The following is a 21,818-nucleotide window of genomic DNA, read 5'->3' as shown; positions in this document are numbered from 1 at the left end:
GACTTGTCCCAAAGCGCCCGCTAAGATGCCAGCCCTTGCAGCAGCCGCACCTCTAGCTCATGAAGGCACTTGAGTACGACTTCGGTCTGCTGGCGAAAGAGCAACGGCTCGCCGTCTTCAGCCAACAGCTGCTCCAGAGCAACGCAGGCATCGTTCAGTGAACGATCACCCGCCAGGTGGGCACCGCCCCTGATTTTATGGGCAACCCTGGCCAGATCATCGCGTTTTTCTTCCTTTGCCAGACGCTGCAGCTCATGGCCGTCCGCTCGGTGCGTGAGCACTATTTCGTTCACCAGCGGCGCATAGGACTCCGGGCTCAGCAACCTGATTTTGTCGAGTTCACTATCGGCGCCGATCGCAGCTTGCACGCGCCGCTTGCTGGTCTGCTCCACTTCGGCAACCAGCAATGCCAGGGTTTCCATACCCACCGGTTTGAACAGGCAGCGGGTCATCCCTGCTGCCAGACAGCGGTCGATAATTTCGGACTGGGCATTGGCCGTCAGACCGAAAATAGGGTGCAGTCGCACCGCGCGCTGTTGTTCATCCTCACGCATCCATCGAGTGAGCTGGTAGCCGTCCACACGGGGCATGTTGCAGTCGGTGATGGTCAGGTCGAACGGCGGCTGCGCGCCTTTCCATTGGGCTAGCGCGGTCTCGCCATCGTCGCAGGGCCACGCTTCATGGCCCAGATATTCCAGCTGACGGCACAACAGCAAGCGGTTTGGCGCATGGTCCTCAACCACCAGAATCTTAAGCTTGTGGCCATTCGACGAGTCGAACGCGGGCGATGACAGGCGCTCTTCGACCTCCACCATTTCAGCTTCGAACATCAGGGTGAAACGCGACCCCAGTCCCAACTGGCTGTCGACGTTGAGCTGGGCATTGAGCAGCTTTGCCAGACTGGCACAGATGCTCAGACCCAATCCCGTGCCCACGGCCCGATTGGCTTGAGGATCAGCCTGCACGAAGGGTTCGAATATCTCTTGGTGCTGGGTTTCGCTCAGGCCTTTTCCGGTATCGCTGACCTGGATGGCAAAGCGTGCGCGACCGGGAGCCGACTCCCCGGACAGCTCGCGCAACATCAATTGAACGCTGCCTTGATCGGTGAACTTGATCGCATTGCTCAACAGATTCGCGATGATCTGATTGAGCATCAACGCATCGATCAGGATGCCGTTGTGCTGCACCTCGGTGACCAGTCGGTAATCGAGATTTTTCTTGCGTGCATTGGTTTCGAACAACCGGTAAATCGACTGCGTCATTTCCCCCAGGTGAGTGGGTCGCGGTGTCGGCGTCATTTCGCCGGCTTCGATTTTCGACAGGTCGAGAATATCGCCGATTAACGACAGCAAGGACTTGGCCGACTGGTGCGCCACCTCCAGGCTCTCTTCAATCTCATCGGTGCTCCCGCCCTTGAGGCGCAACAACTCGATCAAGCCGACCAAGGCGCTGACGGGCGTGCGAATTTCGTGGCTCATGCTGGCCAGGAACACGGACTTGGAACGGTTGGCGTCCATGGCCGCTTCCTTCGCCAGGCGCAGTTGCTCGATCAGGTGCTCACGTTCGGTGATGTCCAGCCAGCCACCGATGACCCCGATGTACTGCCCGCTGGAGTTGTGAAATGGCAGTATCCAGTGATAGACCCGGTAGGATTGGCCTTGGACTTCAACGTCCATGTCAGTGAAGGCCGGTTGCCCATGTGCCAGGGTGTCGAGATAGGTCTGGTGGTAGCGAGCGCTGAATTCGGCATCGAACACCTGACTCTCGACCAGTGTCTTGCCGAACAGGCTCTCCCGGGACATGTTGAAGAAATCCAGGTAGGCCTGATTGCACTGAACCAGCCGTCCTTCTGTATCCCGTACATACAGCGCCACCGGGGCACCATCGATCAACGTGCGACTGAATTGCAATTGATCTTCAAGATCGCGCTCCGCTTTCTGGCGTTTTTGAATCTGAACGCGCAAGTAGTAGTTCCACACCAGAAAAACCAGCACCAGCAACACCGCGCCAACCACCACCTGGACGACGACATCTTTATAGGTGTTCCAAGGACTGGCTACGGCCGGCGCGGCGTTGTTTCGCCAGCGGTCGGACATTTCTTTCAATTCTTCCGGCGCGATTGTCAGTAGCGCGGCATCGATGATGCCTTTGAGTTCCTGGTCGGCCGGAGCCACCACCATCGAGATCATGGCCGGGCGCGGCCCGATGACCGAAGCAATGTGCAGGTCGGCCTTAAAGTGCTGGGAGATGAAATAGTCGGCACTGAACTTGGTGCTGACCGTGCCCTCGACCTCTTTGTCGGCCAGCATCTCGATCCCTTGGGTCGCATTGCGCACCGTCACCGTGTGGATTTTCGGATAGTGCTCATGCACCCAGGAAGTCAGGGGATTACCCCACGACAGCGCCAGACGCAGGCCGTTGAGTTCGTCCAGGCTGCGAATACCGGCTTCGCTTCGCCGAGTCACCACCACGAAAGGACTGACCAGATAAGAACGAGTGATTTGTTTGGGGTTGATCGAATGCTCACCGATGCTCAATGCCGCCACCAGATCTACTTTGTTGCTCTGCAACTGTTCGAGCATATCGTTGACGCTGTTGTGACGAACGATCTCAAAAGTCAAACCGGTCAACTGCCCAACGCGCTTGAGCACTTCGGCGCCCAAGCCTTTGAGCTGATTTTTTTCGTCAAAGAAGGTCACTGGCGCATAGGAATTGGTCACTGCCACCTTGAGGGTCTTATGGGCCGCCACCCAGGCAGATTGCTCTTGAGTGAGGTTCAGCGAGGGACGAGCCACTACAAAATTGTTGTTCAACCCCCAGCGTGAAGTGATTCGCAGAATACTGGCGACGGGAATCGCAGTCAGGGACTGATTGATGGCTTCCAGCAATTGCGGTTGCCGGATACTGACGGCAAAGTCGAGGTCGGCGACACCGCCACTCACAGCGTCCCCGACGATGTAAACATCATTGCGGTAGAAGCGAGATATCAGGAATTCGGCGGTCACCGCATCAGTCTGAAACACATCAGCCTGGTCATAGGCCAGCCCCGCAATTGCATTCAAGTAGTCGGTATACGGAACCAGCGTGCTTTGGGGGTAAGCCTCTTTCAGCCGACCAGCCTGCTCACGGCTGTCGGCGATATAGGCCAGGCGTTCGCCACTCAGGTTGGCGCTCGATTTGTGCGTTTGATTGAAGCGCCGAACGATGACCTCGCGGTTGAGCAAATACGGTTTGGAAGCGCTGAAAAGCGGGCTGCCATTCTCGGCAACATCGCTCAAGGCCAGCATGTCCACCTCGTCTTTGGCCATCGCCTTCAAGGCTTCTTCCCGGCTTGGGTAATGCAACATCTGAAAGGGTACACCCAACATCTGCTGCAACAGCCCCAGCATGTCGGCCGTGACCCCTTCAAACCCGCCGGGATCGAACCCCATGTGCAACGGCGGGCGCGCTCGTCCCCAGAATGCGATGCGTATCGACGGTGTGACACTGAGCCAGGCCCGTGTTTCAGGGCTGAATGTGACCGAAGGTGCAAGCTCAGGCGTGCGCACGACCAACTGCGCTTCGCTGGCGGCGACAGCCTGCTGCCCCGTGGCAAACAGGCACAGCAGGCAAACGCAAAGGCACCAGTGGACAACACGCATTGTTTTCAAAGGGCTATAGATCCTGAAGGAGCGGAAACACAACTTATGAATATCTCTCGACGGCGTCTCACGTTCCGTCCTTGCCTTGCAACCATTGCATGAGCGTTCCGGCACTGGCGTATTGGCGCAGGATAGATTGGTAACCGTCAAATCGATTGGTTATTTCACTCACCTGATTGCCGTAATGGTCGTTTTCAGCCGTGAGCACGTCAAGCAAGGTGCGTTTTCCCAAGTGATGCCACTGCAAGTAGAACGCTTCGCGAATACGATCCGACTCCACCGACAGGTTGCGGTACAGCTCGGCCCGCTCCAGTTGAGTGCGCGCATCGTTGTCCGCGGTGCGAATCTTGAACTCCAGGTCCCGACGCTGCTGGGCGGTTTCGTGACGGCTGGCGTCGGCGCGCTGAAGTGCCGCGCGCTCTGCCGCTCGGGTCGAGCCGCCGCGAAAAGCGCCCCAGGTCATGTTCAGGTTGGTCTGCCATGGTTGCTCGCGGCCCAGTGAATCCTCTGCGGTGTTTTTGCTGACCACCCAGTTCAATTGCGGCAATCCCGATGCTCGCACGGCTTGCGCCTCAAGCTCTGCAGACTCAGCCTGGGCGGTGGCCTGCAGAATGGTCGGATGATGCTGCGCGGCCTTCAATAAACCCTCGAGATTACTTAGTCGAATATTCCATTCCCGCTTGTCCGGAATGGCAACAGGACGCTCGCCCACCAGTTTATGCAGGGTGATTTCGGCGTCCCGCGCCTTGGCCTGCGCCGCGTCGCGCAGAGCCTGGGCTTGCAGTAAACGCGCCTTGGCCTGGGTCAACTCGCTGGCACGACCGGCGTCCACCGCCACAATACCGGCCAGCATCTTCACCAGCTCGGCCATGCGGTTGGCGAAGTCCTGGCTGAGCTCGCCAATGATACGTTGCTTGCCTAACTCGACCAGGGTCGTCACCACCTCGAAGCCGATGTTTTCCTTCTCGGCCACCAGGTTTTCATCGGCCGCCGATTGCAGCCGCTGACGGCTCTCGATCGTGCTGTCGACCCGCCCCCAGTCATACAACATGGTGGTCACAGCGACATTGACGCCCCCGGCCCCCTGATCATTTTCCGAGCCGTTGCCAAACTGCACGGCCCGGGTCTGCGTACCCACATCGATCTGCGGCCAACGCTGCCCCTGCGCTGCGGCAACGTCGGACACCGCTGCCTGTTGCTCACCGCTGGAACGAAGCACGGCGGGACTGCGCGCCACGGCGGTCTCCACGGCCTGACGGAAAATCGCCTGCAACTCACGCTCCGACGGCCCGATGACTGGGTGACCGGTGCGGGCACGTTCCGCCATGCGGCTCGGCAAACCGAAGTAGGCCAGCGCCGAAACGCTGCCGATCGGTTCGGCGCTCGAAGGCGGTGGGCTGAACTTCAACAGTTCGTCGTCGGCCCGTGTGACACCGGCATACAGGCCCACCAGGACAATTACGGATACCCATCGAGCCATAAAGCTCAATGGAAAACTGCAAGGAGTGAACCACATGCCTATCGCTCCCGGAACGCTTCCCGTGCTTTGAGCACGGGTTTGAGCAGATAGCTGAGAATGGTTTTCTCGCCGGTGCGGATTTCCACCGAGGCAACCATTCCCGGAATGATCGGCAAGACTTTCCCCCCGGCTTCGAGGGCGCTTTTTTCGGTGAGCACCAACACCCGGTAATAGGTATCGTCGGGGCGACCGGCAGCCGCTTTTTGATCGTCTTTCAAGGTGTCCGGGCTGATATGCTCGACCTGGCCCTTCAGGCCGCCGTAAATGCTGTAGTCGTAGGCGGTGATCTTGACGGTGGCCGGCAGGCCTGGGCGCAAAAACGCGACGTCGGCCGGACGGATTTTGCCTTCAACCAATAACTGATCCTCCAACGGCACAATTTCCAGGATGTGCTCACCGGGCTGGATCACTCCGCCCCGGGTATTGACTCGCACATTTTTCACCGTGCCACGCACAGGCGCAGTGACCGTGGTGCGCTCGACCACGTCCGCCCGGCCCACCAGGTTTTCGCTGGTCTGCGACAACTCCAGTTCAAACTTGGCCAGCTCCGCGCTGGCCTCGGCCTGATAGCGGTTGTAACGCTCGACAATCTGCGACTTGATTTCATTGGCCTGACGGCGCATACGCAAAATCTCCACTTCCGATATCAGGCCTTTCGCCGCGAGCGGTTCCGCCAACTGGATCTCCCGGGAAGACAACGCATAACTGCGCTCCAACGCGCTGACACTTTCGTTCAAGGCGCGTTTACGGGCGTTGTAGGCTTGGGTCTCCTGTTGAACGACAGCCTGGTCGGCCTTGACCATCTCCTCGAATTCAAGGGGTTGCTGATAGGCCTCCGCCCGCAGGCGGGTGATGCTGGCCTTGAGGCCGATGACCTTTGACAAAGCTTCGCGGTAACTCGCCTGTGCGCGGGTCGGATCAATCTTGAGCAGCACTTGTCCCTTCTCCACGATGTCACCTTCGCGCACGTTCATCTCCGCAAGAATCCCGCCTTCGAGGCTCTGGATGATCTGTTCACGGCTCTTGGAAATGATCTTCGCCTCGCCCAGGGTAATTTCCTCGACACGGGCGAAATAAGCCCAGACCAGCCCGCCGATCAGCACGGCGGCGATCAGGTGGAGGATCAGGCGCGAGCCGGGCGTGGTCTGGGTCAGCAGTGACTCCTGTATGTCGTTCATGTATGCGGCATCGCCGGGTTGCAAGGCCGCGCCATCGTGCCTCCCAGACAACTTGCGGATCATGGCGTCACCTGCGAGGTCGGTGTATCGCTGGCCTTTGCAGACGGCGGTCTGGTCCTGCGAGCATTGACGGACATCGCGTTGCCAGCGGCGGGACGATGCGTAACGTCCGGTTTGCGGGTGTTGGCCTTCATCGCGGCGAGAATGGTGTCCTTGGGACCATCGGCCACGACCTTGCCGTCTTCGACCACCACGATGCGCTGGACCAATGCCAGCAACGAGGGACGGTGGGTGACCACCACCAGGGTTTGCCCCTGCGTGGCCCGCTGCAGGTGCTGCAAAAACAGTGCTTCGGTCTGGGTGTCCATGGCACTGGTAGGCTCATCCAACAGCAGCAACCCGGGACAGGCCAACAGCGTACGCGCCAGGGACACCAGTTGCCGTTGACCACCCGACAGGCCTTCGCCCATCTCGCCGATCGGCAGGTTGATGCCTTGCGGATGGCGCGCGACAATCTGGTCCAGCCCACTCAAGCGCAAGACCCGCAGGAACTCATCGGCACTGGCTTCAGGGCGACCGATCATCACGTTCTCGCGCAGCGAACCGTAAAACAGCCGTGCATCCTGCCCAACGTAACCGACCGCCGTTCGCCAGTCGGCCGGGTCGATCTGATTGACGTCCAGTCCGGAACTGAACATTTGCCCGGCGACCGGAGAATAAAGGCGCGCCATGACCCGCAGCAGCGTGGATTTACCGCTGCCGATACGCCCGAGAATGGCGACCTGCTCACCGGCTTCAATGCTCAGGTTGATGCCTTGCAGCACCGGCGGATTGGGCTGCATGGGCGGTGCCGGGTAAGCAAAACCAACGTCTTTCAAGGTCAGTTGGCCTTTGATCGTCGGTTTGGCCAGGTACTCACGAGCGCTATCGCGATCCACTGGCAACGCCATCAAGCTATTGAGCGACTGCAAGGCCGCCTTCGCTTGCTGAAAGCGCACTGCCAAACCCACCACCTGTCCCAACGGTGCGGTTGCACGACCGGCGAGCATCACCGTGGCGATCAACGCACCCATGGTCAGGTCACCCGCATCGATCAAATAGACGCCGACCACAATCAGCGCCACAGTCTGGATCTGCTGAAAGAACGCGACCGCACCGGTGGCCATGCTCATCAGTTCCCGCGACTTCATGGAGGTTCCGGCCGCCAGGGCACTGAAGCTTTCCCAGCGACGCTGCATGTAGGCTTCGCCACCGACCGCCTTGAGAGTTTCCAGCCCCTCCACCGACTCAATCAGCACGCCTTGCTTGAGTGAGGACTCGCGCAGGTTTTCCTTCATGGTTCGGGCCAGCGGCCACTGGATAATGACGCTGATGCCGACGATCAACGGGATCAGCAACAACGGAATCCAGCCCAACGGACCGGCGATGACGAAGATCACGGCGACGAACATCACCACAAAGGGCAAGTCCGAAATCGCCGCCAGCGTTGCCGACGTTGCGAAATCGCGCACCGACTCGAATTCTCGCAACTGGTTGGCGAAGGATCCGGAAGACGCTGGTTTGTGCTCCATCCGGATTGACAGGGCCTGGCGGAACAACAAAGTACCCAACACCAGATCGGCCTTCTTCCCTGCCACATCCAGTAAATGGGCACGCACATAACGGGCGATGGCCTCAAATACCATGGCTACGACAACACCGATGGCCAGTGACCAAAGGGTCACGAACGCCTGGTTGGGCACGACGCGGTCGTACACATTCATGGTGAAGAAAATGCTGGCCAGGGCCAGGATGTTGATCAACACCGCACCGATGGCGGCACTGCGGTAATAACGACGATAGCGCCACAAAGTGCTCAACAGCCAATGGCCGGCTGGCCGCGCCAGTTCTTCACCGGCACGCGTGTCGACCTTGGCCGTGAGCCTGGCAAGAATGGCGAAGCCGGCGTACAGCTCGTCGATGTCAGTTTGAGTAAGTTCGACCGGTTCAAGACTGATCTCGGGAAGGATCACGCTGTAGAGAAACCCGCGCTTGCCCTTTTCATCTGCAGCGGTGTGCCGCCCCAGCAAAATGCAGCCGCCGTGATCCTTGCGCAGCAGAATCAGCGGCACCAGCTGCACCGGTAATGCATGGGCCCGGCGCTCGACCAGCCCGGCGCCAAGGCCTGCATTGGAAAGACTCGCCAGTGCCAGCGAAGGGGTCAGCAGGCGTGCTTTTGGCAAGCCTGCAGTGAGTGCCTGCCGAGAGCGCCCTACCCTGTAGTGATCACACAGCCACGAGACACACGCCAGCAGGGTGTCCTGGGTGTTTACTGGCGACGAAGGGATGGGTTGATCCAGGGTCGTGCTCAAAATGAAACGCTCCTGCGCCGGATTCTCCAGCGGCTCGCGATGGGGAGGAAAGTCAGGAAGGAATTCTGACGATGGCCCCCCGGCGCGAAAACGAGACTTGTCTCAAAATTGGCCGCAAACCCGCCCACTTGCAGATAAGCAAAATCAACAAGGTTTAAGCTAAGGTACTGAACGCAGTTAGTTTCTTTGAGGGCGCAACCGGACCCGGGTGGTGCCCGTCCCTTGCGAACGATGTAAGACGTTTTCTATCCATTGCGCCCAGGGGGGCCAAAGATGAGATGGTCAGTGATTTCGCCATTGAGAATTGCATTGCTGGATGATCATGCGCTGATACGAGAAGCACTCAAGATTCGCCTGTCTCTGGAACCCGACTTCAAGGTAACCGGCGTCTACACTACCAGCCGCGACCTGATGGAAGGTTTGCGCCTGCAGCCCCCGGACCTGCTCATACTCGATTACCAACTGGCCGACGGCGAGTTGGACGGTCTGCGCTTGATCCAGTCAGTACGCACACAACATCCGGACTTGAAGATCGTGATTTTCTCGGCCGCGGAAAGACCTGCCACCGTCAATATGTGCATTCGGGCGGGGGTCAATGGATTTGTTGGAAAAACGCAGCAGACCGAAGATCTTCTGAAAGCCGTTCGTATGGCCGCTATGGACAGACTCTACCTGGCACCGACGACGTCGGCAGAACTGGAAACACCGCCTTCGCATCGATTCCTGGCTGACCATCATGTGACTAATCTGGATGAAACGCTCACGAGCTATCCCGAACTTTCCCCCAAGGAGCGTGAGGTTCTGCGTTGCTGCCTTGAGGGGCTGTCGGTCACCCAAGTGGCAGCAAAGTTCTCTCGCAGCCGAAAAACCATCAGTGGACAAAAGCAGTCTGCCTTTAGAAAACTGGGTATTCGGACTGACAATGAATTATTCAAGATGCAACACCAGTTGACGGAGCTTTGAGCGGCTAGAAAAAACCGTTGCGCACGGCTATCGCGTACAACTCCGCCGTTCTTTTGATCTCAAGCTTGAGAAACATCCGCACTTTGTAAGTACTGACGGTTTTGCGATCCAGTGACAGGCTCTGCGCGATTTCACTGTTCCTCATACCCTTCAACAGGCACTGCATCACTTTGAATTCGCGCGCAGACAAGCGAGCGAACAAGACTTGCTCGCGCGCCATGTTGTCCATGCGCAAAGAGCAGAGTGAGTTCGGAAAATACTCCTCATTGGCCCGAACCGCCCGCACGGCATACACCAGTTCAGAGAGTTCCTTGTCCTTTCCCACAAAACCGTGTGCACCCAACTGCCGGCAACGAGTGATCATGCCCGCTGACGCCGCTCCGGCAAAAACCACTATTTTGGTCAGGCATCTTTTTTCAGCCAACTGGCGGATGACCGCAAGACCGTCCATCACGGGAACGCGAATATCCAGAATCATGATCGATGGGCAATACAACTCAACCAAGCGCAACGCCTGCGCTCCATCACCGGCTTCCGCCACCACGTCATACCCTTCGCTCGCCAGCAGCAGCCGCAAAGCCATACGGACTGCAGGATGATCATCAATGATGACGACTCGATTATTCATGCTGTGTCGCCCTCGGCAAAAAGATCATCAACCGTGTTCATTCATGTTCAGCACTCCGTCAAAAAGCACGAGAGTCGATCAGGGGAATCAATCTGGCGATCACATCAGACGTGACATTCTGCACACGCCACACCTGCTCACCCGAGCGTTCGCTCAAGACTTCCACCGCACTCGATCCCTTGTTCAAGTCGTAGATCAAGACATGTTTCAAGCGAGAATTGCCCAGGCAAAAATCCAGGTAATCAAACTCACAACTGTAAAAAATATCGGAGTTCACCACCAACAAATCAAAGCGATCAAATAGAACCGGAGAGTAATGAGTCAACGAGATCATTTCGTCAAAACAACCGGCCGTGACGGTGCGAAAATAGCCCAATGTGGTGAATGACTTCTCTACAAAGCGACGCTGCTCAACATCTTCATCAGCAATCAACGGCCTCATTGACTTACCGGAAACATCGGATAAAACCATCATCGAAACTCGTGCAATAAAGATGCAGCAGCGTATTGATGTGTTCTATCCAGCCCTATAGGAAACGTCCCAAAGCTGAGGATCGAATTTTCAAGAGCGCGGGCTTGCCAACGACCCGCACACTTTTTACTTCAATGCCTGAATCAGGCATCAGTTGCGATAGCGTGCAGCCGGCTCACTGCGCGACAGATCAGGCATCAGCTTCTGGCGCGCCGCCTCGTAAGCGTTCAGGTCGGCGATCTCGGGAAGTGCCGGAATGGTGACGAACTCGCCTTGATCGAGACCGGACAGCGCAGCGTCCACCATATCGTCCGCCCGCATCACAATCGCTTCCGGCAGATGCTCCAGCGGTGTTCCGGCCACACTCCAGAATTCGGTAGCCGTTGCGCCGGGCAGCACCACCTGGACCCGGACATTTTTGTCCGCCAGTTCGTGACGCAAGGATTGGCTGAACGCCAGCACGAAGGCCTTGGAGCCGCCGTAAACACCGTTCAACACCTCCGGGGCAATGGCCACGACCGAGGCGATGTTGATAAGCGTGCCACCGCCACGGGCGACAAAGCCCGGGACCGCCGCGTAAGTCAGGCGCATCAGCACGTTCACGTTGAGCGTGAGCAAGTCCTCAAGCTTGTCGACGTCCGACTCCAGCAAGGGATGAGTCGCGCCAACCCCGGCATTGTTCACCAGCAGAGAAATGTTGGCGTCCGTTCTGAGCCGCGCTTCGACCCGTGCCAGATCAGCCCTGTCGGACAGGTCGGCAGCCAGGACTTCAACGTGACGGCCGGTTTCTTCACTCAGGCGCTCAGCCAGGACATTCAGGCGATCGCGATTCCGCGCGACCAGGATCAGGTCATGGCCACGACGGGCCAGGCGTTCAGCGTAAATGGCGCCGATGCCGGACGAAGCGCCGGTGATCAGGGCGGTACCGAGGCGGGATTGAGTCATATCGAGTCTCCAGGGTTGTGGGAAGCACTGGAGAACAGAATGCGACGGCTTGGCTATATCTCAAATGACGTATAAGGTAGTGATTCAGGACATCCGAGAATTCACCATGCATCGCATCGGCTACTTGCTCACCGACGGTTTCCAGGTGCTCTCCCTGGCGACTCAAGCCGTTTTCGAGTTCGCCAATCAGATCGCCGAAGCGCCCTTCTACAGCATCGAGAATTTCTCGCCGGATGGCGGCATGGTGCGCTCCTCACTGGGGCTGGCCATAGAAACCCGCCCGCTCGAGGCGCCCGGACTGGCCGACACCTGGATCGTTGTCGGGGTCAACGATCCGGAAAAAACCGACACAGCCTCCGCTGTGCTCAACTTCGTGCGCCAGGCCGGCAATCAGGCACGGCGCACCGTCGGCATCTGCACCGGCGGCTTCATCCTCGCCGAAGCCGGCCTGCTGACCGGACGCCGCGCCACGACCCACTGGGCCTACGCGCAGGCCTTGCAGAAGCGCCATCCCGAAATCAGCGTCGACGTCGATCGCATCTATATCGTCGACGGCCCCTTCTGGACTTCGGCGGGCATGACCGCCGGCCTCGACCTTGCCGTCGGCATGGTGGAAAAGGATCTGGGCGCCGACGTCGCGCGCTCGGTGGCGCACAAACTGGTGATGCACCAGCACCGCTCCGGCGGCCAGTCGCAGCATTCGGAAATGCTCGACCTCGCGCCCAAGTCCGACCGCATCCAAAGCGCGCTGAACTATGCACGGCAGCATTTGCGCCGAACGCTCAGCGTCGAAGAACTGGCCGGCGTGGCGCACTTGAGCCCTCGCCAGTTCACCCGCATATTCAGCGCAGAAACCGGGCAATCGCCCGCCAAAGCCATCGAAGGGCTGCGCCTGGAGGCCGCTCGATTGATGATCGAACAGAGCCGACACTCACTCGATGTGGTTGCCAGCGAATCCGGTTTTCGTGATCGGCGCCATATGCGTGAAGCGTTCATTCGGGGATTCGGCGTGCCTCCGCAGGCGGTACGGCGGGATGCTCGCCAAGTGGTGGGGAAAGTGTAGATATCGCGGACTGACGAGGCCTCCCCTTTGTTCGAACGTTGAGAGGTGCAGAAAAAAATATGGCCGAGGTCGTCAGCTACACCTGACAACCTCGGCCATTTTCTTTTCGGCTATTGAGCGACAGCCATCAACCGATCACGTCTTCACCTCGACATGATCCAGCGCCTGATTCACAGCCAGACCCGCGACCATCACCACTTGCGCGATGCCCAGCGCCGTTCTGCGGTGGCCGGGCTCCAGGATCGCGGCGAAGTTGCTGAGCATTTCGCTGGCGGAATCGAGGGATTCGCTGGCATTGGCCAGGAGGGATTCGCTGTTGTAGGCCGGGTTGGCCAGGAACATGGGGTCGTGTTTGGTGTGACTGCCCATTATGCGTTGTTGTGGGGTGAGGTAATGATCGAGGGCGCGTTCGGCGGCGTCGTTGAGGGTTCGGGAGTCGGGGAATTGGTAGGGGGAAACCGGGTCGGTTTCGGGTGGGTTGGGTGTTGGTTTGATCATGGTGAAACTCCATATGGGACTTAAGGAGCCATCACTCTCGCTACCAAACGAGGGGTGGTGGCCATACGAAGGTTGGTAGACCGGCCCATATGGAAAATCCGGCGCGCCCGAGGACGCCCTGCGCATGGCCACCATAAGTCAGATACCGAAAAGGCATCCGCGCTAGGTGACGTTATGCGTCATATGGGGAACCGGGCTACCAAACCCGATCACTGTTTTTCAGTGACCATGGAACGATAAGACCCGCGTCCCAGACGCACAAGCCGGCGGATTCTGGCGTAGTCGTAGGCAATGACGCAAGGTGATGTAGCCTTGAGGACGTTACTGATGGTGTCTTTTAAACGGGGATTTTTGGAGGGTTAAACGGGTGAATCAGGAACGGCTCTCACCCTTTGTTTTTGAAAGATCTCATGGGAGGGATGGTCTGTTTATCGTCATCCCGTTTACCCTTCGTCAATACACGTCTTGACCAAGAAAGAAATGAACTTCACCGAGGAAGTCAGCGCGGCCTTCCCCATCAGCAATCCGATGCCGCCACTGAAAAACTATGCCAATGCTGGCCAAAATGGATAGCGAACAGAGGGAAAAAGTGGACTTTAAAGAAGCATTCACCCTGGTAAATGATCTTGCCCAAGCCATGCCTGCGATATTCGACAAGGTCACAATAGAACTCGCCTTTGGTGACGCCAGTCCCGCCATCGGCGACTGGTCGGACCCTACAAACTCGGGAATGCTGGTCACCGGCGATGGTGTTGGGTGCAAGAGCGGCGTGTATTTTTTTGGTACCCCTGAAGGGCGAATCCTCTATATCGGTAAGGCAACCCGGAACAACCTGCACCATAGGGTCTGGGACCATGTTAAGACGCCCAGCATTCGAGAGGACGGTTGGCGAACCTATCCCAACCATCGGTTCACAGGGTTTGCGAGCGACGAAAATCCAGTGCCTCACGTTCAAGACGGTGAAGCACGAATTGCAGTCATTACGATCTCTGACCCGGTGGTGGTATCCCTCATTGAGGTCTATCTGCAGACGGCCCACATGAAACGGCACGGTACATTGCCTGCGTTCAACCGACAAATTGGCTAGTCAACTGACTGGCATTGCTTTTAGTTGCGTCGCACTGTCACTTGCACACTGCAACTCAGGCTGGCCAGACAGTTCAGATTTGATCAGCTCTACAGTGCGCAGCACCTCCTTGACCAATGCCCTGGGATCAGACAAACAGTCCATTTTGCTCGCAACGTTGTCCTGGTAAAGGTATGAGTACCATTTGAACGCATTCCAATTCCGCCACATCAGGTACAAAGGTAATTGAGGCGTTTGCGCCAACAACCCTCCATCGCTCACCAGTTTCCCGCTACTGACCGGCACCACGCCATAATGCAGCGCATCAGTAGCAACCTCGATTCGTAACAGCATTCCCTCGACACCAATGTCGAAAAACTGCCCCACGTGCTTCAACCTCAATGCCTTGGGCAGGAACCACTTGCGGCAATTCGCCTCGCTGCTTTCATGCCCGGTAAAGTCAATCGGCGATGACACGGGCGTACAACGTTCTGACAATGCGTGTCGCACTGCATCAAAGAAGCCGAACAATACTGTCCCCTTCGCATGGGGTAGTGCTTGGGCGATGGCCTCGGCAGCCTGCAAATTGTCGTCGGCAATGAGAAGCTCGATCAGTGCACTTCGTGTGGTATGGGTCATGGCTCGCCCGGTGATTTTCTGGACCAGATTCTTGTACTGGATCAATGCATGCTGAAGTGCCGGCGTCGCGCTTGAGGTGCTGACGCATCGCTCAAGCCAGTCGAGGATGTGCTCCTGGTACGACAGTCGACGGTAGCTCACGCCGCAGTGACTGCTTTCGTGCGCCTCCGTACCTTTCTTTGTCAGGTACCACAACTGCCACTGCTTGCCTGAGGCCTTGCCAATATCGTTATAACGCTTGAGTTGTTGGTTGCCATCGAGGGCGTCGATCTTGTTTTCGATCAGGATGAGGTGATCTCTCAGGTGAATCACCACATCCACACGACCGTAACCCGCAAAAATCTGCTCCTTTTGCACCCTGGCGTCGCTGAGGCTGCATTCGTGTTCGAAACCCACTGTCGAGAGGAATAGTTCAAGGAAGTAAACACCTTGACCGTGACGGCCCTCGGGGCTCAAAAGTTCTGCGATCATCGCCGAGTGAGTGTTGACCTCGGCCCGCTCGATTCGGGTGATGGTGAAGAGGTTGAACAGCTCACCGCTTGCTGCGAGTTTGGCGTTTGTCTCCCTCACCAGGCCGCCCGCCTGACTCAACAACCGTTGTACTTTCTCCATACTCACTGCCTCCCCTTTTCTTGTTGCATCTGCACAGGCCCGGCAGTTAGGTTTTCCAGCGACTAGCTATTAAAAGTCGTGAGCGTCATGCCAAGCCTCAATGAGTTCTTCCCGGCCTAGCCTGCGTGCAGCTTGTGCATAGGCCTCTAGGAATCCAGAGTCTTCCATCCAATCCTCCGTCCTTCCTTCGATCTTCCTTCCGTACAGCTTCAGAAGTACGATCTGCATATCGATTTCGTCGTCTAATGTTTCCGCTTTGGCCATGCCCAAATCACTGATCAAGGTGCTAAGCATTTCGACTTGGCTAACTGCCTCGGCTTCTGCCATCCCACGAGTAAGCTGACCATTCCCTCGGCGGCCTCAACCGCTTCCACATACTCGCCCTGAGGTGAGTCATTGCGAACTGTCCATGCCTGCTTGGCTTTCACTTTGGCGCGCTTAGCCCGTTTGGCCTGCTTTTTATCTGATGCCATGGTTACTTACTTAGAAAGGCCTTGAGCGGCTTAAACAGTCGATGACTCGGATTCCTGCGAGGTTAACGCACTGAGTTAGCGTTAAAAACCTCATTTTCGCGCACGTAAAAAAGGGGACTGATATTTTTCAAAAAAAATATATCAGTCCCCTTTCATTTCGGTGACCGCGCGATCGCCGGAACCGCTCTGGGTATCAATTTCCGCCGTGAGGCAGGAACACACCACGGAATCGCATCTTCCCGGAGGACAGGCGTTCATAAGCCTCCGTTGCTTGGTCAAGCGAGAAGGTTTCGACTATCGGCTTGACCTTACCCTTCGCGGCCAAGTCGAGAATTTCGGCGAGGTAATGCTGCCCGCCATGCGTGGAGCCAACCACCCGTTGGCGCATCATATGGAATGGCTTGCCGTCGGACGGAATCGAGAACGGCTTGCTGAAGTCGAGCCCGCAAAGGACGATGCGACCGTCAGGTTTGACTCCCGCGAGCGCCTTTTCGGCGGTTTCGAAGTCGTTGGTGGTGACCAGCAGCACGTCGGCACCACCGACTGCCAAGAGCTCCTCGGCATTGGTGACGACGTGGTCGGCACCCAAGTCGGTCGCAAGCTTGTGTTTGTCTGGGGAATGCGTGATCGCGATGGTCTCGAATCCGCACGCCTTTGAGAACTGCAAGGCGACGTGGCCCAACCCGCCGATACCCAGCACCGCGACCCTGTCACCAGGCTTTGGCTCCGCGTCTCGCAGCCCGCTCCAGGTGGTATAGCCTGCGCACATCATGGGCGCGGCGTCCGTGTAGGACAGCCCATCGGGCAACAATACGGTGCCTTCCGCAGAAATTGCGATGTACTCCGCGTGCCCGCCCTGCGACGCGAAGCCGGTCGTTCTGGGCGAAACGCAGTTCATGGCTGTCTGGCCGGTCAACGGGCGGTTCTGGCGGCAGTACGGGCATCGACCGCACGAGGACTGTACCCAAGTGGTGCCGACTCGGTCTCCAACCTTGCGCGTGTGGACGCCCGCACCGACTTCGATGATTTCGCCGACCACTTCGTGACCCGGGGTCTGGGGATAAATGTCACCGCCAGCTCCCTGAGTTGCCCACACGTCCGTGTAGCACATGCCGGAGGCGTGAACTTTCACCAGGACCAGCCCTGGCTCTGCCTTGGGCATGGGAACCTCATGAACCTCCCAAGGCTTGTTCGCGCCGGTCATCACAACTGCCTTCATCTTCATCGCATGTTCCTTTTGATCAGGTGGTCATTGCTGTTAGGGCTGCGGACGAGATGCTCTCAGAGCGACACCGGCTATTTTGGACCCGCGACGCTGCAGCTTCATTCGAGTCTATGGCTCATTGACTGTCGCAACAATCTGGTCAATATTTGATTCCATGATGAAAGTAATTCACCAATCCAAGGGCAATGACCTGTCGGCCTTTGCCGCATTCCTGGCGGTCGCAGCCCACCGAAGCTTCCGCAGCGCCGCAATCGATCTCGACATGACGCCCTCGGCGATCAGTCACTCGATCAAGGCTCTCGAACAACGGTTGAACGTCCGCCTTTTCAACCGGACGACTCGAAGCGTTTCCTTGACCGAGGCGGGAGAGCGCCTGGCCATAAAACTAAGACCGGCAATGGCCTCAGTTGAAGAAGCCGTTCGGGAGCTGGAGGGCAATGACCACGCACCCAGCGGAACGGTGCGAATCAATGCCAGTGAGGGCGCCATCCGGTTGGTACTGTGGCCAGTGCTTGCGCGCTTTTTGCGCGAGTATCCTCGCGTCCATCTCGACATATTCAGTGATGGCAAGCTGAGCGATATCGTTGCCGATGGTTTCGATGCGGGCATCCGATTGGCGGAAGCCGTACCCAAAGATATGGTGGCCATCCCAGTCATGGGAGAAGTCCGCTTTGCGGCAGTGGCGTCGCCCGAGTACTTCGAGCAACGCGGATATCCAAGGGTGCCGCAAGATCTGTATGACCATCATTGCATCCGCTTCCGGTTTGAAAGTGGTGCAATCTACCGATGGGAGTTTGAGCGCCATGGCACTGTCGAAAGGATCAACGCTCCCGGCCCTCTCACGTTGACTGATCAACCGCTGATGGTGGAGGCAGCAATCGATGGAGTAGGCATCGCCTTCGTGCCCGACCATCTCGCAGCAAATGCACTCAAGGACGGCCGACTCAAAAGAGTTCTGGAAGAGTGGTGCCCCGCGTATCCGGGGCTATGCCTCTATTACTCGGCGAATCGCCATGTACCATCCGGCCTGAGAGCGTTGATCAATATGCTGACTGAAACGCGGTCCGGCAAATAGACGACCTTGCGCCTTAGAGGCGGCGGGCCGGTTAGCGCCTTGCCATTGCAGCTGTCTGCGGCTTGATCGTTGGCCAAGCGTTTCGGACGCGTCCGCGGTCTTAAGGAAAAAGGGGACTGATTAATTTCTCAGAAAATAAATCAGTCCCGTTTTCTGTTCATACAGGGGAAATCGAGAGGGTCAGTAACACAAAAACGCATGATTTCATGAGATGAACGCCAAGGTCGTATGGATTGAAATGCTTCAACGACCCGCTTCGATCAGGTGTGATCATCTACGACGCGGAATACAACGAAGACTTTGAAATCGGATCGTGGCAACAGACAGACATTTTCAAAAGACGAGGACTGAACGCCGTTAGTAAAAAGTTCACAAGTCTTCTCGGTTGAAGAAAAAACCAGCCCGATACAACGTCCGCTTCTGGCCGAAAGCTAACGCTCATCGACGTCTGCCTAACCAGAGGCGATTCAAAGCGGTTGCCGATATGCCAACCAGAGCGATGCCTTGAGCCACTGTTCGACGCAACTCTGATACAGTCGCCCTTGGAAAAATCGTAGACAGGACGTCATACATGGCGAAGCCAGCTGCACGCTTAACTGACCCCACCAGTTGCCCTATGCCTGGGCACGGGCCCAAAGCCATTGCGTCCGGATCACCCGATGTGTTTTTCGATGGCCTCGCGGCTGCGACGAAAGGAGACACTTGCACCTGCGGCAGCGCTTTGGACTCGGCAGTGTCTGCGACGGTGTTCATCAATGGCAAGAATGCCGCTCTGGTGGGAACCGTCGGCACACACGGCGACGTAGTTATTGGTGGCTCGGGTACGGTGATCATCGGCGACTCCCATACTCCTGCACCGTTCACGCCTCCACTCCCGCTTCTACTGCAGAAAACCTATGGGCACACTTTCAGCATCGTTGATAGCGAGACTGGCCAACCTCTAGTCGGAAGAAATTTCACTGCCACTGTAAATGGTCAAAAGATCACAGGTGTTACCGATAGCGCTGGGATAGCGAAGATCAAAACTCCAGTCAAAGATGCCAATATTTCCATGAGCATTGATTTCACTTCTCCAGCTCGGACGCTTAACGAATTAACGGACTGACTCAGAATGGCTGAACAATTTACTACTGAAGCAAAAGCGACTGAAGTCAAACCAGGTGTGCCAGTTGCTCCCACGACTATCACCGTCAACGATAGAGCTGCCACTAGAGAAGCGATCATCAGACTACTCAGCAAAAAAAAGTGCGAATTTGTAGAGCGGTCATCATGGGGAGCGCATAAAGCAAAAGGTGAAATGGTGGATGACTGGGACTACTCGATGATCGCCCTTCACCACGCAGGACGAAGTGTAGGCTGCGGTGCTGGTGCAGGACAAATGCGGGCGATTCAGAGTGAGCATCAGGCTAAGTTTGATGATATCGGCTATCACTATGGCATCGATTGTACGGGCAAAGTCTTTGAAGGACGTGACATACGATTCAAGGGATCAAGCGTACATAACTACAACACAGGTGTGATTGGTATCGTTTTGCTAGAAAACCTGACAACCGCCGAAGAGGGTGACGATATGGTCGCTTTTGCTCGCCAAGCCCTCGAAAGCATCAACGGCAACATGGACCAGAAAATCCCTGCCATACAAATTGATACCCTTCTGACCTTGATTCAGGCGCTGACCAGCGTTTTCAGGGTGACAACGTTAGGTGGGCACCGTGAATTCCCCATGCAAGCCGGCGAAGGAAAAATTTGCCCTGGTAATATTGGCATGGAGCTTGTTAGAAACCTTCGGATTAAAACCAAACTTCTGCGACCGCCTTCATCATGAAATCGCTGCTAATCATATTATCAACCTCGATTGTCGCCATACTTTATATAGGTTTTTACGAAAAGATGGAGGACGCCTATCCGGAAAAAGCATTCTTTATTAAAAAGAGCCCCACATTTCAGATGGAATTTGAAAATATTTTCGCGTACGAATCAGATGACAAAAAATTGAGTGAGCTAAGTGAGGCGGAGCGAAGCCTGGTTATTAATTATTGCAAGTATCGACTTGGTTTGGATACGACATTGAAAAGTCAAAGCGAGCTTGAAAAATGCAAACAAAGGTAAATCGCAAGTCCCTGTAAACCGTAGAAGTCTCTGAAACGCATCTGGCGACTATTACCGATTACGACAAAGGGGTCGCCTGTTTCGCCGGAGAAACAATGCTAACCGATCAGCAAGCTAAGAAAATAGAAAATAGGGGACGGATTTATTTTCCAAAAATAAATTCGTCCCCTTTTTCGGAAAATGGAAAATAAATCCGTCCCCTTTTCTTTTCTTTTAAGAATTTCGCCTGGAGTAGAGTGGTTTTGGGCAGTGCCGTATGTAAGATCTTGCGTGTTTTTTGACGCTGGGTTGGTTGATTTGATGTTATCAGTCTGGGTGTATCAAACTCAAGCGCCAGCATTTTCTATGTTCTTTTCCGTGAGTTTTTGTTCCGAACCGAAAAGGGGACTGACTTATTTTCCATATCATCATTTCGAAAATAAATCAGTCCCCTTTTAGTCCTTTTAGTCCCCTTGGCAAGGATGGAGAGTAGCAATGCCCATTACTCAGAACACACCTTTATCTGCATTGGTCGGAATATTTCCTACAGCAATTACCGCATACAACACTAACAAACCAACGGCAAACTACAATCTCATCTACAACGCATTCATCATCGCAAGGCAAAGCGGTATTTCTTTACATGGCGGGCTCTATAACTGGATTCACTTTGGAAATGCAACCGCCACAATTCATGATCTTTTGGCCGCTTTCGGAATGAACAAACAAAGTTCAGCTCTCGTTAAGCCTCATATAATGGCACACACACTTAAGAATCTTCAGCAAGCCTCTCTCAAATGGATTGAGCACATCACACTACCGATCTCCGCGCCATGCAACACCATAAATCCTAATACAGGTAAAAGTTTATCATTGGAGCTAAGTGTGCTTTATACGACGCTCTCGGCACCCGGTGCCATTACTGTAAGTGGCGGTTTTGTAGCAGCAAGCAAGACTATGCATTGTCTTTTTCCAAATCTCGCACCCATGATTGATGGACGTCATTCGGGGCTCTCCTACTTTCATATCCTGCAAAGTACATACACCCCTCCCTTGGGGATAAAAGACTGGGTTGACTGGGTAGGTGCGCCACTGCCGGGCGTGCCTAATCCAAGCCCAAGAGGCGCTGGTCGATACAATTGGGATGCTGCAAGATTTTTGGCCGCAATTGCTGTTAACCAACATATTTATGAGATATGGCAGCAACAAAACGGAAGTCCAGGCCTGCGGGCATTCCTCGCTATTGACCCGGTATCAGGCACGAGCGGAATACCGAGAATTATTGATAAATTACTGTGGTGAAGGACCTTACCGTTCGATACGGGAGCGATAATTCTGACAAGCCGCGGACAAAATTAAAACCTTAAAGCCAGCCTTAGGCT

19 protein-coding genes are annotated in these 21,818 nt (G+C 56.0%); 7 read left to right on the top strand and 12 right to left on the bottom strand.

Translation table 11 applies throughout. The annotated features are described in order from the left end of the window. Positions 1 to 20: 20 nt before the first annotated feature. The 4 genes from JJN09_RS12195 to JJN09_RS12180 form a co-directional block, all read right to left on the bottom strand. Complete coding sequence (locus tag JJN09_RS12195) at positions 21 to 3,641, bottom strand: transporter substrate-binding domain-containing protein (protein WP_249490798.1); 3,621 nt, start codon at positions 3,639 to 3,641, stop codon at positions 21 to 23. Between the two features lie 67 nt (positions 3,642 to 3,708). Continuing rightward, positions 3,709 to 5,121 carry a TolC family protein gene (locus tag JJN09_RS12190; protein WP_249490349.1) on the bottom strand — a complete coding sequence of 471 codons (1,413 nt, stop codon included), beginning with the start codon at positions 5,119 to 5,121 and terminating at the stop codon, positions 3,709 to 3,711. Between the two features lie 38 nt (positions 5,122 to 5,159). After that, positions 5,160 to 6,338, bottom strand: a complete 1,179-nt coding sequence (locus JJN09_RS12185; protein WP_368388981.1) for an HlyD family type I secretion periplasmic adaptor subunit — start codon at positions 6,336 to 6,338, stop codon at positions 5,160 to 5,162. 59 nt (positions 6,339 to 6,397) lie between these two features. Then, positions 6,398 to 8,689, bottom strand: a complete 2,292-nt coding sequence (locus JJN09_RS12180) for a type I secretion system permease/ATPase (RefSeq protein ID WP_249490347.1) — start codon at positions 8,687 to 8,689, stop codon at positions 6,398 to 6,400. A 285-nt stretch (positions 8,690 to 8,974) separates the two neighbouring features. On the opposite strand from JJN09_RS12180, the gene JJN09_RS12175 reads away from it, so the two are divergent. Then, on the top strand, positions 8,975 to 9,652 hold the full coding sequence (locus tag JJN09_RS12175; RefSeq protein WP_368388980.1) for a response regulator: 678 nt from the start codon (positions 8,975 to 8,977) through the stop codon (positions 9,650 to 9,652). A gap of 4 nt (positions 9,653 to 9,656) precedes the next feature. Here JJN09_RS12175 and JJN09_RS12170 read toward each other — a convergent pair whose 3' ends face one another. The 3 genes from JJN09_RS12170 to JJN09_RS12160 all read right to left on the bottom strand — a co-directional run bounded on the left by JJN09_RS12170 (position 9,657) and on the right by JJN09_RS12160 (position 11,697). After that, positions 9,657 to 10,280 carry a response regulator transcription factor gene (locus tag JJN09_RS12170; RefSeq protein ID WP_249490345.1) on the bottom strand — a complete coding sequence of 208 codons (624 nt, stop codon included), beginning with the start codon at positions 10,278 to 10,280 and terminating at the stop codon, positions 9,657 to 9,659. 58 nt (positions 10,281 to 10,338) lie between these two features. Further along, positions 10,339 to 10,755, bottom strand: a complete 417-nt coding sequence (locus JJN09_RS12165) for a hypothetical protein (RefSeq protein WP_249490344.1) — start codon at positions 10,753 to 10,755, stop codon at positions 10,339 to 10,341. Between the two features lie 147 nt (positions 10,756 to 10,902). Continuing rightward, positions 10,903 to 11,697 carry an SDR family oxidoreductase gene (locus JJN09_RS12160; RefSeq protein WP_249490343.1) on the bottom strand — a complete coding sequence of 265 codons (795 nt, stop codon included), beginning with the start codon at positions 11,695 to 11,697 and terminating at the stop codon, positions 10,903 to 10,905. 106 nt (positions 11,698 to 11,803) lie between these two features. Between JJN09_RS12160 and JJN09_RS12155 the strand changes: the two genes are divergently transcribed. Continuing rightward, a complete protein-coding gene (locus JJN09_RS12155) occupies positions 11,804 to 12,760 on the top strand; it encodes a GlxA family transcriptional regulator (protein ID WP_249490797.1) in 957 nt (318 codons plus the stop codon). 135 nt (positions 12,761 to 12,895) lie between these two features. On the opposite strand, the gene JJN09_RS12150 is transcribed toward JJN09_RS12155, so the two are convergent. Beyond that, positions 12,896 to 13,258, bottom strand: coding sequence for a hypothetical protein (locus JJN09_RS12150; protein WP_249490342.1), 363 nt, complete (start codon positions 13,256 to 13,258; stop codon positions 12,896 to 12,898). 547 nt (positions 13,259 to 13,805) lie between these two features. Between JJN09_RS12150 and JJN09_RS12145 the strand changes: the two genes are divergently transcribed. Next, positions 13,806 to 14,345 carry a hypothetical protein gene (locus tag JJN09_RS12145; protein WP_249490341.1) on the top strand — a complete coding sequence of 180 codons (540 nt, stop codon included), beginning with the start codon at positions 13,806 to 13,808 and terminating at the stop codon, positions 14,343 to 14,345. Here the strand turns inward: JJN09_RS12145 and JJN09_RS12140 are convergent, their stop codons facing one another. From JJN09_RS12140 to JJN09_RS12130, 3 genes are all read right to left on the bottom strand, one after another. Further along, entirely contained in the window at positions 14,346 to 15,575 is a 1,230-nt protein-coding gene (locus JJN09_RS12140; protein ID WP_249490340.1) for a PD-(D/E)XK nuclease family protein, read from the bottom strand. Between the two features lie 69 nt (positions 15,576 to 15,644). Further along, positions 15,645 to 15,902 carry a hypothetical protein gene (locus JJN09_RS12135; RefSeq protein ID WP_249490339.1) on the bottom strand — a complete coding sequence of 86 codons (258 nt, stop codon included), beginning with the start codon at positions 15,900 to 15,902 and terminating at the stop codon, positions 15,645 to 15,647. Between the two features lie 339 nt (positions 15,903 to 16,241). After that, complete coding sequence (locus tag JJN09_RS12130; protein ID WP_249490338.1) at positions 16,242 to 17,273, bottom strand: alcohol dehydrogenase catalytic domain-containing protein; 1,032 nt, start codon at positions 17,271 to 17,273, stop codon at positions 16,242 to 16,244. 157 nt (positions 17,274 to 17,430) lie between these two features. Between JJN09_RS12130 and JJN09_RS12125 the strand changes: the two genes are divergently transcribed. From JJN09_RS12125 to JJN09_RS12115, 3 genes are all read left to right on the top strand, one after another. Next, on the top strand, positions 17,431 to 18,348 hold the full coding sequence (locus JJN09_RS12125) for a LysR family transcriptional regulator (protein WP_249490337.1): 918 nt from the start codon (positions 17,431 to 17,433) through the stop codon (positions 18,346 to 18,348). Between the two features lie 571 nt (positions 18,349 to 18,919). After that, the gene (locus JJN09_RS12120; protein WP_249490336.1) at positions 18,920 to 19,453 is read left to right on the top strand and encodes a PAAR domain-containing protein; all 534 of its coding nucleotides are present in this window, start codon (positions 18,920 to 18,922) and stop codon (positions 19,451 to 19,453) included. Between the two features lie 6 nt (positions 19,454 to 19,459). Continuing rightward, positions 19,460 to 20,173 carry a peptidoglycan recognition family protein gene (locus JJN09_RS12115; RefSeq protein ID WP_249490335.1) on the top strand — a complete coding sequence of 238 codons (714 nt, stop codon included), beginning with the start codon at positions 19,460 to 19,462 and terminating at the stop codon, positions 20,171 to 20,173. Positions 20,174 to 20,599: 426 nt separating this feature from the next. Here the strand turns inward: JJN09_RS12115 and JJN09_RS12105 are convergent, their stop codons facing one another. After that, positions 20,600 to 20,797 (bottom strand): hypothetical protein, encoded by a 198-nt coding sequence (locus tag JJN09_RS12105; protein ID WP_249490333.1) that lies wholly within the window; start codon positions 20,795 to 20,797, stop codon positions 20,600 to 20,602. A 134-nt stretch (positions 20,798 to 20,931) separates the two neighbouring features. Here JJN09_RS12105 and JJN09_RS12100 point away from each other — a divergent pair, with 134 nt between their 5' ends. Beyond that, positions 20,932 to 21,738 (top strand): hypothetical protein, encoded by an 807-nt coding sequence (locus tag JJN09_RS12100; RefSeq protein ID WP_249490332.1) that lies wholly within the window; start codon positions 20,932 to 20,934, stop codon positions 21,736 to 21,738. Positions 21,739 to 21,818: the final 80 nt, after the last annotated feature.

Origin of the sequence: Pseudomonas sp. HS6, assembly GCF_023375815.1 — a bacterium.
Taxonomy (GTDB): Bacteria; Pseudomonadota; Gammaproteobacteria; order Pseudomonadales; family Pseudomonadaceae; genus Aquipseudomonas.
Note: the sequence above shows the minus strand (reverse complement) of the source record. Positions and strands in the feature narration are given on the sequence as shown.